This is a genomic window from Sphingomonas sp. SphC10 (assembly GCF_057004845.1).
Window position 1 is genome coordinate 2,318,764 of record NZ_CM168044.1, and the last position, 11,930, is coordinate 2,330,693.

Genomic DNA, 11,930 nt, shown 5'->3' on the forward strand with positions numbered 1-11,930 from the left:
ATTGCTTGACTCGCGTCTTCGATCCTCGTAGGGGCAGCCCCGCATCCGGATGGGCTTGCCCGTTCGGATTCCGTCCAAGACAGCAGGTGCCGGGGAATATGCCCTGGCTTAATCTCCTGCCGAGACGGGGAAAAGGATTTTGCCGGTCGTGCCACTCGCTGGTCCCGCCCGGTCTGCCCCGCGTTTCTCACGCGTCGGTTGCCCATTCCCCATCGCTGGACACCCCGAGGGGTGGTTTCACCCCCCGGTCAAGCAACCGGGATGACCGTTCGCGGTCGTTCCAACCATGGAGAATGGCATGGATCGCGATCAAAAGAGCCAGGCCGTCGCCGAACTGAACCGCAACTTCAACGAGGTTGGCGTGGTGGTCATCACCCGCAACCACGGCATGACCGTCGCCCAGTCGACGGCCCTGCGCACGAAGATGCGGGAAGCCGGCGCGACCTACAAGGTCTCGAAGAACCGGCTTGCCAAGATCGCAGCCCAGGGCACCGACTATGCCGGTGTCGCTGACATGCTGACGGGTCCCGTCGGCATTGCCAGCTCGATCGATCCCGTGGCCGCCGCCAAGGTGGCCGTGGACTTCGCCAAGACGACCGACAAGTTCGAGATCGTCGGCGGATCGATGGGTGCGAACGTCCTTGATGTCGCAGGCGTGCAGGCGCTGGCGACTCTGCCCTCGCTGGACGAGCTCCGGGCGAAGCTGGTTGGTCTTATCGTCGCTCCGGCGACCAAGCTGGCCACCATCACCCAGGCTCCCGCGGCGCAGATCGCCCGCGTCCTCGCGGCTTATGCCGACAAGGACAAGGAAGCCGCCTGATCTTCGGGCGAACACGATTGAACTGACACACTCGGGCCACTTCATCCGGCCCGTATTGGAGATAAGAACATGGCAGACCTGAACGCGCTGGTTGACCAGCTGAGCGAGCTGACCGTCCTCGAGGCCGCTGAGCTCTCGAAGATGCTCGAAGAGAAGTGGGGCGTCTCGGCCGCCGCTGCTGTTGCCGCGGCTCCTGCTGCCGGCGGCGCTGCTGCTCCGGCCGCTGAAGAGAAGACCGAATTCGACGTGATCCTCACCGGCGACGGTGGCAAGAAGATCAACGTCATCAAGGAAGTCCGCGCGATCACCGGCCTGGGCCTGACCGAAGCCAAGGCGCTGGTCGAAGGCGCTCCGAAGCCCGTCAAGGAAGGCATTGCCAAGGACGAGGCCGAGAAGATCAAGAAGCAGCTCGAAGAAGCCGGCGCGACCGTCGAGCTCAAGTAATCGGACTGCGAAAGGGCAACCTTTCGCACCCGTTCGCTTGGCGAGCTAAAGTTAAGGGCGGCCCCTTCGAGGGTCGCCCTTTTCTTTTGGTGCCGAACCGCAGCGCCCCTTCAACAGGATGGCGGATCGATCGTCAGCACGAGGCGACGTCCGGCATTGGCCGAAATCGGCGGCGCGCGGCGAACGATGAGCGGTGGGTCCAGCAGATCGCGGCCCTTCCATACGGCCACCGCGCCGGTCGGCACCTCCCAAATGGCATCCCGTCCATCCGCGCAGCACCATTGCTCTCCGGCACCGACATAGGTGCATGACAGACGCAGGGTGCTACAATGCGCACCGAAGCACGTGTCCGAACCGGCACCGACCACTCCCAGTCCGACCTGCAATCGATCCTCCCCGGTCAGCGCCGCATGACGCCGGACGAGCAGATCGATATCCTCCGCCAGTGGGGCCAGCACCGTTCGCGGATATCCCGCCCCGCGCAAGGCCCCCTCCAGCGAGTGACCGGCTTCGACCGTGACGGAAAGATCCTCGACGGTGGCCAGGTCGAGCTTGGCGAGAAGCGATCGAAGCGGTTCGGGAACGCCGCGCCGTATCGCACCCCCATGGGTCGCCTTCAGGATCAGGGCTGATAGGGAAGCGACGACTGATGCAGGATGATCCGCACCTTGCCGTCCGAGCATTGCTTGAACACGAAGCTCTTGTTCACGAAAATATGACTATCATCGCCGCCGATGAAATGGACGTTGCATTGCACGATCGCCAGATCGCCATGAAGGATATAGTCCAGCTTGTTATACCACACCTTCACCCAAGGCTTGAGCTTAAAACCCTTGTCGTCGGGAAACTCGTCATTCCCGCCGACGAAATAGGATAAAGCACCTTCCTTGGTGGGTCGAAAGGTCTGCGCGCCATAGGTCAGCGTCGGTTTGAAGAGGACTTGCCCCCTGTCGTAATCGTAATTGTCGGTCAGGACCTGGGTCGCAAAGGCCTGGACATCACCGCCCTCGGCATGGACCTGGCCGACCGCCACCACATTGTCGCACCAGGTCTGAAGCGCCTTGTGCACCATGTCGTCCGTAAACATTCTGCCTTCCTTTCCTGTCCGCCAAAGACGCCTCGAGCTTTGCGGCGCGGGCGCGCGGCCCGCGACACGCAGGACAGGATATAATAGACATGTTATTACATCACATATATGTTATGTAATGAAACTTTGCTGCGTACGTCACGCGCCGGATGTACCCCCAAGCCGTGCCCAGGGCCGAGCCCGTCGCACATCCAGCCCACAGACGTCGCGTAGCCCGTGCCGTCGCGCATAGGCTGCCACCCGCGCATCATAATCCGCCGCCAGTGGATCACCGAAGCGCCAGTCGGGCGGATTGAAGGTCGAGAAGCCGTTGATCGTCGGCACCCGCCACAGCTCGGCCAGGAACATGCCGTCGACATTGTGGGGATAGAGCTTGTGCAGTTCCTCGCTGATATAGAGTGGCTCGGTCACCCGCGACGCGGTGACGTAGAACACGCGGCAGTCGCGCGGCGGCCGCGGGATCGCGGACAGGGCGGCACGATGCACGGCACGGCTGAGTTGGGCGGGCGTCTCGGCGCTGAGATTCTCGGCGACCAGCAATGCGACGATCGCCGCCGCCCAGGCCGGGCGCTCCGCCCGCAACCGCGCCGCCTGCGCCCGCCAGCCCGCCACGATGATGAGCAGGAACGGCAGCGTCAGCCACAGCTGATAGCGAGAGACGGTGCGCAACCCCTTGGCACCCGGCACCAGCTCGAACACGAGCAGCCAGGGCGAGGCGTACCAGAATTGCAGGGTCAGGACCCAGGCGACCATCATGGCCAAAGTGAAGGCGCGCAACGTCACCGGCGCCTCGGCCTGGCCCACCCGTTTCCGTACGACGATCCGCCAGGCCGCGACCAGCAACAGCGCGACCATCAGCAGCGGAAACCCCGCCTCATGCTCGCCGCCCAGCACCCGGCGCGGCAGGTCGGGATCGTCAGGCAGCAGATGATGGACCAGCGCATGGAGCGGCGCGAACAGCCAGCCCCATATATAATTGCCCGGGCCCACATTCACCATGTCGATGACCGGCGTGACGAGGTAGCCGAGCATGTCCTCCAGCCCCTCGCCCCCCGTCTCGCGCATCTTGGGCAGATAGACGATCAGGAAGGGCAGGATCAGGACGGCAAAGGCCGCAACGCCGACCGTGATCGTCCCGACATGACGGCGAACCAGTCCGAAGGCGGCGGCGGGCCGTGCCTGACCGGTCATCACGCCCCAGCACAGCAGGAACAGGCAGGCCGAGAAGATGGTGAACCAGGCCATATAGTAAGAGGTCATCAGCCACGCCGCCATCAGCGCGGCCAGGCCCACCGCCCGCACCCGCGCCGCACCATGCCGCCCCGCGCCTTCCGCCCGGACGCAAGCCATCGCCAGCATCATCGCAAGGGGTAGCAGCGCGACACTCTGCAACTGGGCATGGACCGCTTGCAGATGGATGTTGCTGGCGATCGTCCAGAGCAGCGCGACTAGGACCGCCGCCCCCTGCCCCCAGCGCAGGGGGCGCGCGACCAAGGCATAGGCGGCAAAGAAGCCGATCGTCTTGAAGGTCAGGATGTTCAGCGTGTCGGCGTGAAAGGGGTCGGCGACCAGCCGCCACAGGCTGTAGACGATGCCATAGAGGAAATAGCCGTCATTATAGCCCAGCGTCCCGCCATAGGGGTGGAAGTAGAAGCCGCTGTTCCATGACGACACCCCCGACCAGACATTGCGCCAATGTTCGAGGATGGTCATCTCGATCAGCGCATCGCCGCGCTCCCCGAACCCCAGGTCGAAGCCGCTGGCGATCGGCACACGGAAAAAGATCAGCATCGCCAGCAGATAGGCCAGTGCAATGACGAAAACGTCATGCCGGGCAATCTTGCGACGACGGCGAATGGGGGCTGGACTCATGACGTCCGCCTATGTCGCCGATACGCTTCTGTCGAGCAGGGATAAGTTCACCGTGCTGGTGTATAATCTCATTTCGCCAGACAAACGAATATGTTGAAGCGGCCAAATATTTTAACGAACCGCCGCCCTATCCCAATATTGGACAGTGATCCATCGCTGCTTCAATTCGAGACTCATGGGACTGTTCGGCACCGTCGACCTTCGGCAACTATGATTGCAAGCGTCGTGAACACACCATAGCCCTCGCCCCGTCATACGGCCCACAGGGGGGTCAGGGGAGAAACGATCATGACGGACTTTACGGTTTCCAGAAACTGGTATGCCCCGCTTTTCGTCTATGGCGGCGAAACGGACACCGTCAGCGCGCGGGGCAGGCTCACGCCGGTGACCTCCACGGCCGTGTATTTCAAGCTGATTGGTTCGTCGAACGACGCGACGCTGAACAACAGGGGCGAGATTGCGGCGCGCGACGTGGCGATCGATACCTTCTGGTCCCCCGCCCATAGCTTCCTGACCAGCGCCGACCAGAATATCGTGGTCTGCAATTCGGGTACGATCACGGCCGGGGACGACATCTTCCGGGTCCGCACCACGCTGAAGGGCGGCTCGGCGACGGTCGACAATTGCGGCACGATGAGCACCACCGGTGGTCGCGGCGTGAACATCCAGGAATATTGCGACCTGTCCCAATTCACGCTGACCAATGCGCAGGGCGGCATCATCAAGAGCCAGGGCGACACCATCCGCCTGACCTCCGCGAACAGCGGCACCATCTTCACCGGCGTGATCGCGATCACCAACAATGGTCGGCTTGAAACGACCGGCACCGGCGGCCGGAACGGTCAGGCGATCGATCTGGGCGATGTGCGCGTCACCGAAGCGGGCCATGTCCAGATCACCAACGGCAAGACCGGCGTGATCCAGTCCGCCGACGCCGATGCCATCCGCACCAGCGCCTTTACACAGATCGCCAATTCCGGCGTGATCGAAGCACGCAACGGTACCAGCGGCTCCTCGGGCAATGACGGCATCGATGCCCAGTCCAACATCGGCGTGACGGTGGACAATTATGCGGGCGGCACGATCATCGGCGCGCGCCATGGCATCACCGGCACGGAGTCGATCGGCATCACCAATGACGGCACGATCCTGGGCAAGCAGGGCTCGGGCATCAATCTGGACACCGCGTCCTCGACCGTCACCAAGATCGTCAACACCGCCCATGGCGTGATTACGGGCACCGCGACCGCCACCAAGGACGGCGACGGGATCGACGTCGACGGCCTGCTCGACCTGACCAATGCGGGCACGATCCAGGCGGTCGGCAAATATCTGGGCGGCGACGGCTTCAACGAAGCACTGGCGATCGGTGGCGGCACCGTCGTCAGCAGCGGCCAGATCGTCAGCGAGCAACGCGCGATCTCCGTCGACAATGGCCATGGCGGCGCGGCCTTCGCGGCGCTGGCCCTGACCAACGAAGCCGGTGGTTCGATCGTCGCGGGCAATGGCGCAGCGGCGATCACCATCATCGGCGACAAGGCCGACACGATCACGAACAAGGGCAGCATCGTCGGCAACGTCTCGACCGACGCGGGCAATGACGTGCTGAACAACGCCGGATCGATCAAGGGCGATGTCAGCCTGGGGGCCGGTGACGATATTGCGAACTGGACCGGCGACCTGACCAGCGCCCAGCGCGTCGATGGCGGCGCGGGCACGGATGCGCTGAACTTCGATGTGGTGATGAGCGGCACGGTAAAGGCCAGCTTCGTCAATTTCGAAACCGCGTCGGGTCAGATCCTGGGCCAGGGAGGCAATGACGTCATCGACCTGTCGAGCCTGAAGGCCACCGGGTCGCTGAAGCTGGCGGGTGGCGACGGCAACGACATCATACTGGGCGGCACCACTGACGACCTGCTGATCGGCGGGCGCGGCAACGACGTGCTCAACGGCGGCGCGGGCAAGAACGTGCTGATCGGTGGCGAAGGCGCCGACACCTTCATCCTGTCGACCATCAAGCCGGACGGCGGGCACGATCAGATCAAGGATTTCGAGACCGGCATCGATACGCTGCAGATCGACACCAAGGTCTTCACCGCGCTGGCCCAATATGGCCTGGGCCGCCTGGACTTCAGCGAGCTGACCTTCGGGGCCGCCGCGACGACGGCGGACCAGCATCTGATCTACAACGCCAAGAAGGGCCATCTGCTGTACGATCCCGATGGCGTCGGCGGCCAGGAAGCCTTCGTGATTCTCGCGGCGCTGTCCAACCATGTCGATCTGGCGGCGAGCGACATCGTCCTGATCTGATCGGGACGGCCATCGTCCAAGGACGGAAAGGCGGGTCGGAAACGGCCCGCCTTTTTCGCCTGGGGTGCCGGTTCGCATGGCTGCCCGGTGCGAAGAGTTCCTCGTCATTCCTCCCCTGCAAGGGGAGGTGGCAGCGCGAAGCGCTGACGGAGGGGTGTCCCGCTGTCGATAGGGTTACACCCCTCCACCAGCTTCGCTGGTCCCCCTCCCCTTGCAGGGGAGGAATGAGACGACCTGCGTGTGGGCGTCAAAACACACGTCACACCATCCCGGAAGGCTGGGATTCAGTCCGGGAAGCGTGGGTGATTTCTTCCAGCCGTCTTGCAACTGGGCCTCGGCCTTCGCCGGGTATGAGCAGATGGGGGGGCGGAAAAGGCGTTCTCGCAAGTTCGTGAAAGGCCATGGCGCTCCCTGCGACCGTGCCAATTTCGCCAGCAAGCGGCACCTCGCCGCCCATAGCAAAACCGCCCCGACCGGGAGCGGTCGAGGCGGCTGTCATTTCCTCAAATCTCAGGTCTTACCGTCGTTGGCTTACTCCGCCGCCTCGACCGCCGCGTTCGCATCCGGCTGGCTGTAAACTCGGTCGAGATAGTGGTTGGCGATAATGTAATGCGCTCGAACCGCAGCGGGGTGGGTCGCCTTCTGGGCCAGTTCGAGTTCGGTTTCGGCACGCTGATAGAAATAGTCTTCGTCAATCTCAGGCGACGTCATTTCAGGTCTCCAGGGTCCCGGCAATGCACCAATAACCCGCGCATCTCCGGGATCTTCTCCAATATTCGTATATGGTTGGGAGGGCCTTTCGGTTCCTGCATCCGGCCTCACGCGCCCTCCATTCGGCGCAAAACCGTCGTTTTTCCTGTTACAAATTATGGCCGGGAACCGGGGGCCTGCTTCAAATTACATATCCATGTCACTGGCGGTAAAAAGCCGCCGCCCGGTTGCCCGGACAGCGGCCCTTTGTTTCCAATCCGTTAGTCGGATCAGTCGTTCAGATACTCACCGGCATCGGCGTCCGTGCCGTGGCCCGAGGGGGCAACCTCGGCCAGCGGATCGTTGCCCGTGCCGACGTCTTCCCGCGGGGAGCGGGCGTTTTCCGCCGCCCGCTGCTCGGCCGCGCTGACCGGCGCGACGATCGCCTCGGCCAGCTTGCGCTGCTGCGCCCGGAGCGCTGCGTCGCGGCTGGAGGCCGCCACGCGCAGGCGGTTCATGCCCGCACCGGTACCCGCCGGGATCAGGCGGCCGACGATGACGTTTTCCTTCAGGCCCATCAGCGTGTCCTGCTTGCCCTGGACCGCCGCCTCGGTGAGGACGCGGGTGGTCTCCTGGAACGACGCCGCCGAGATGAAGCTACGGGTCTGCAGCGACGCCTTGGTGATGCCGAGCAGGACGGGCTTGCCCTGCGCGCGGACCTGGTTGGCGTCGAGCTTGTCGTTGATCGCGTCCATTTCCTCGCGATCGACCTGCTCGCCCTTCAGCAGCGTGGTGTCGCCGCCGTCGGTGATCTCGACCTTCTGCAGCATCTGACGAACGATCGTCTCGATGTGCTTGTCGTTGATCTTCACGCCCTGGAGTCGATAGACTTCCTGGATTTCGCTGACCAGATATTCGGCCAGCGGCTCCACGCCCATCGTTTCCAGAATGTCGTGCGGATCAGGCGAACCGCCGATCAGGTTGTCGCCACGCTTGACGTAGTCGCCTTCCTGAACGTCGATCACCTTCGACTTCGGCACCAGATACTCGACGACCTCGCCGCCATCCTCGGGCTGGATGCCGATCTTGCGCTTCGCCTTGTAATCCTTGCCGAACACGACACGGCCCGAGACCTTGGCGATGATCGCCGAGTCCTTGGGAACACGCGCTTCGAACAGCTCGGCGACGCGCGGCAGACCGCCGGTGATGTCGCGGGTCTTGGCCGATTCGCGCGCGACACGGGCCAGAACGTCACCGCCCTGCACCTGCGCCCCGTCCTCGACCGAGAGCGTCGCACCCGGCGCCAGCATGTAGCGACCGGCCTCGCCCGAATTGTCGTCGAGCAGGGTCATGCGCGGACGCAGATCCTCCTTCGACTTGGTCGAGGCGCGATATTCGGTGACGACGCGCTGGGCGATACCCGTGGCTTCGTCGACCTGCTCGGTCAGGGTCTTGCCCTCGATAAGGTCCTGGAACTTCACCGTACCGGGGTTTTCCGTGATCACCGGCATGGTGAACGGATCCCACTCGGCCATGCGGTCGCCCTTCGACACGATGTGACCATCGTCGAACAGGACGTACGCACCGTAAGGGATACGGTCGACCGAGAGCTCGCGGCCGTCCATGTCCACGATCGCGATCTCACCCGAACGGCTGAGAACCACGCGGCGGCCACGCTGGTCGGTGATCAGGCGCAGGTCGCGGAACTGGACGACACCGTCCACCGCCGCTTCCAGGTTCGACTGCTCGTTCAGCTGCGCCGCACCACCGATGTGGAAGGTACGCATGGTCAGCTGCGTGCCCGGCTCACCGATCGACTGCGCCGCGATGACGCCGACCGCTTCACCGATGTTCACCGGCGTACCGCGAGCAAGGTCACGGCCATAGCATTTGCCGCAGACACCGACCTTCGATTCGCAGACCAGCGGGCTGCGGATCTTGACCGACTGGGTGTTCGCCGCCTCGATCCGTGCCACCATCGGCTCGTCGAGCAGGACGCCCGACGGGATGATGACTTCGCCGGTCTTGGCGTTGACGATGTCCTCGGCCGTGGTGCGGCCCAGGATACGCTCGCCGAGCGAGGCGATGGTCGAACCGCCCTGCACGATCGCCTTCATCTCCAGGGCGCGGGTCGTGCCGCAATCCTCTTCGATGATGACGCAGTCCTGCGACACGTCCACCAGACGGCGGGTCAGGTAACCCGAGTTCGCCGTCTTCAGTGCCGTGTCGGCCAGGCCCTTACGCGCGCCGTGGGTCGAGTTGAAGTATTCAAGAACGGTCAGACCTTCCTTGAAGTTCGAGATGATCGGCGTTTCGATGATCTCGCCCGACGGCTTGGCCATCAGGCCGCGCATGCCCGCCAGCTGCTTGATCTGGGCGGGGCTACCACGGGCACCCGAGTGGGCCATCATGTAGATCGAGTTGATCGGCTTCTCACGGCCTTCCATCGGGCCGTCCTCGTAATGCCGGACCGCCTTGATCTCGTTCATCATCGAGTTCGCGACCTGGTCGCCGCAACGGCTCCAGGCGTCGATCACCTTGTTGTACTTCTCCTGCTGCGTGATCAGGCCGTCCTGATACTGCTGCTCGAAGTCCTTCACCTGCTCGCGCGTCTCATCGACCAGACGATCCTTGTCCGGCGCGATGATCATGTCGTCCTTGCCGAACGAGATGCCCGCACGGAACGCGTGACGGAAGCCCAGCGCCATGATCGCGTCGGCGAACAGCACGGTCTCCTTCTGGCCGGTGTGACGATAGACCTCGTCGATCACCTCGCCGACGTCCTTCTTGGTCAGGACGCGGTTGACGATGTCGAAGGGCACCTTGTGGCTCTTCGGCAGCGTCTCGCCCAGCAGCATGCGGCCCGGCGTCGTCTCGAAGCGCTTGAGATACTGCTCGCCATTCTCATCGGTCTGCGGAACGCGGCTGATGATCTTGGTGTGCAGCGTGACGGCACCGGCGAAGAGGGCCTGGTGGACCTCCTCCATGTCCGCCAGCATCATGCCCTCGCCCGGTTCCTTCTGCTTTTCGAGCGACAGGTAATACAGGCCCAGCACCATGTCCTGCGACGGAACGATGATCGGCTTGCCGTTGGCGGGCGACAGGATGTTGTTGGTCGACATCATCAGGACGCGCGCTTCCAGCTGCGCTTCCAGCGACAGCGGAACGTGCACGGCCATCTGGTCGCCGTCGAAGTCGGCGTTGAACGCCGAGCAGACCAGCGGGTGAAGCTGGATCGCCTTGCCCTCGATCAACACCGGCTCGAACGCCTGGATGCCCAGACGGTGAAGCGTCGGCGCGCGGTTCAGCATGACCGGGTGCTCGCGGATCACCTCGTCCAGGATGTCCCAGACTTCCTTGCGCTCCTTCTCGACCCACTTCTTGGCCTGCTTCAGGGTCATCGACAGACCCTTGGCGTCCAGACGGGCGTAGATGAACGGCTTGAACAGCTCGAGCGCCATCTTCTTCGGCAGGCCGCACTGGTGCAGCTTCAGCTCCGGGCCGGTCACGATGACCGAACGACCCGAATAGTCGACGCGCTTACCCAGAAGGTTCTGACGGAAGCGGCCCTGCTTGCCCTTCAGCATGTCGGACAGCGACTTCAGCGGACGCTTGTTGGCGCCCGTGATCGTGCGGCCGCGACGGCCATTGTCGAACAGTGCGTCGACCGCTTCCTGCAACATGCGCTTTTCGTTGCGGACGATGATGTCCGGCGCACGCAGCTCCATCAGGCGCTTGAGGCGGTTGTTGCGGTTGATGACGCGGCGATACAGGTCGTTCAGGTCCGAGGTCGCGAAACGACCGCCGTCCAGCGGCACCAGCGGGCGCAGCTCGGGCGGGATGACCGGAATGACTTCGAGGATCATCCATTCGGGACGGTTGCCCGATTCCAGGAAGCTCTCGACGACCTTCAGGCGCTTGATGATCTTCTTGGGCTTCAGCTCCGACTTGGTCGTCGCCAGCTCTTCGAGCAGCGCGACCTTCTCGCCTTCCAGGTCGAGATTCTCGAGCATGATGCGGACCGCCTCGGCACCGATCCCGGCGGAGAAGGCGTCCTCGCCATATTCATCCTGCGCGTCGAGCAGTTCGTCCTCGGTGAGAAGCTGATACTTCTCCAGCGGGGTCAGGCCCGGCTCGATGACGATATAGGCTTCGAAGTACAGCACGCGCTCGAGCTGCTTGAGCTGCATGTCGAGCAGCAGGCCGATGCGCGACGGCAGCGACTTCAGGAACCAGATGTGCGCGACGGGGGCGGCCAGTTCGATATGGCCCATCCGCTCGCGGCGGACCTTCGACACCGTGACTTCGACACCGCACTTTTCGCAGACGATGCCCTTATACTTCATGCGCTTGTACTTGCCGCACAAGCATTCGTAATCCTTGATCGGACCGAAGATGCGCGCGCAGAACAGGCCGTCACGTTCCGGCTTGAACGTGCGGTAGTTGATCGTCTCGGGCTTCTTGATCTCGCCGAACGACCAGGAACGGATCTTGTCGGGCGACGCGATACCGATCTGAATCTGGTCGAAGGTTTCCGGCTTGGCCACCGGATTGGCGAAGTTGGTCAGTTCGTTCATCTTGCTTTCCTCACAGGGAGGGAAAATTCATCAGGCGAAATTCTGAGCAGTTGCCGGTGGCTGGGGATCGAACCCGCACCCCTTTCGGGGACCACTGAGGTGGTACGTCTACCTATTCCGTCACACCGGC

Annotated in this window: 8 protein-coding genes and 1 tRNA gene; 3 read left to right on the forward strand and 6 right to left on the reverse strand. The window is 63.3% G+C overall.

Features of this window, described 5'->3' with window-relative positions:
- The first annotated feature begins 298 nt into the window (after positions 1-298).
- A complete protein-coding gene (gene rplJ, locus ACWKSV_RS10580; RefSeq protein WP_056437177.1) occupies positions 299-820 on the forward strand; it encodes a 50S ribosomal protein L10 in 522 nt (173 codons plus the stop codon).
- 69 nt (positions 821-889) lie between these two features.
- Positions 890-1,264 (forward strand): 50S ribosomal protein L7/L12, encoded by a 375-nt coding sequence (rplL, locus tag ACWKSV_RS10585; protein WP_007403895.1) that lies wholly within the window; start codon positions 890-892, stop codon positions 1,262-1,264.
- 110 nt (positions 1,265-1,374) lie between these two features.
- Here the strand turns inward: rplL and ACWKSV_RS10590 are convergent, their stop codons facing one another.
- From ACWKSV_RS10590 to ACWKSV_RS10600, 3 genes are all read right to left on the reverse strand, one after another.
- Positions 1,375-1,947: a DUF1826 domain-containing protein gene (locus ACWKSV_RS10590; protein WP_076717478.1), complete on the reverse strand. Its 573-nt coding sequence runs from the start codon at positions 1,945-1,947 to the stop codon at positions 1,375-1,377.
- On the reverse strand, positions 1,887-2,351 hold the full coding sequence (locus ACWKSV_RS10595; protein WP_056436783.1) for a metal-independent carbonic anhydrase family protein: 465 nt from the start codon (positions 2,349-2,351) through the stop codon (positions 1,887-1,889). The genes ACWKSV_RS10590 and ACWKSV_RS10595 overlap by 61 nt, the downstream gene beginning before the upstream one ends.
- A gap of 138 nt (positions 2,352-2,489) precedes the next feature.
- Positions 2,490-4,223: a putative glycosyltransferase family protein gene (locus tag ACWKSV_RS10600; RefSeq protein WP_237243438.1), complete on the reverse strand. Its 1,734-nt coding sequence runs from the start codon at positions 4,221-4,223 to the stop codon at positions 2,490-2,492.
- 288 nt (positions 4,224-4,511) lie between these two features.
- On the opposite strand from ACWKSV_RS10600, the gene ACWKSV_RS10605 reads away from it, so the two are divergent.
- Positions 4,512-6,533: a calcium-binding protein gene (locus ACWKSV_RS10605; RefSeq protein WP_076717480.1), complete on the forward strand. Its 2,022-nt coding sequence runs from the start codon at positions 4,512-4,514 to the stop codon at positions 6,531-6,533.
- Positions 6,534-7,064: 531 nt separating this feature from the next.
- Here ACWKSV_RS10605 and ACWKSV_RS10610 read toward each other — a convergent pair.
- The 3 genes from ACWKSV_RS10610 to ACWKSV_RS10620 form a co-directional block, all read right to left on the reverse strand.
- Positions 7,065-7,244, reverse strand: coding sequence for a hypothetical protein (locus tag ACWKSV_RS10610; RefSeq protein WP_076717482.1), 180 nt, complete (start codon positions 7,242-7,244; stop codon positions 7,065-7,067).
- Positions 7,245-7,513: 269 nt separating this feature from the next.
- The gene (gene rpoC / locus ACWKSV_RS10615) at positions 7,514-11,800 is read right to left on the reverse strand and encodes a DNA-directed RNA polymerase subunit beta' (protein ID WP_076717484.1); all 4,287 of its coding nucleotides are present in this window, start codon (positions 11,798-11,800) and stop codon (positions 7,514-7,516) included.
- A gap of 51 nt (positions 11,801-11,851) precedes the next feature.
- Positions 11,852-11,930 (reverse strand) — tRNA-OTHER (locus ACWKSV_RS10620).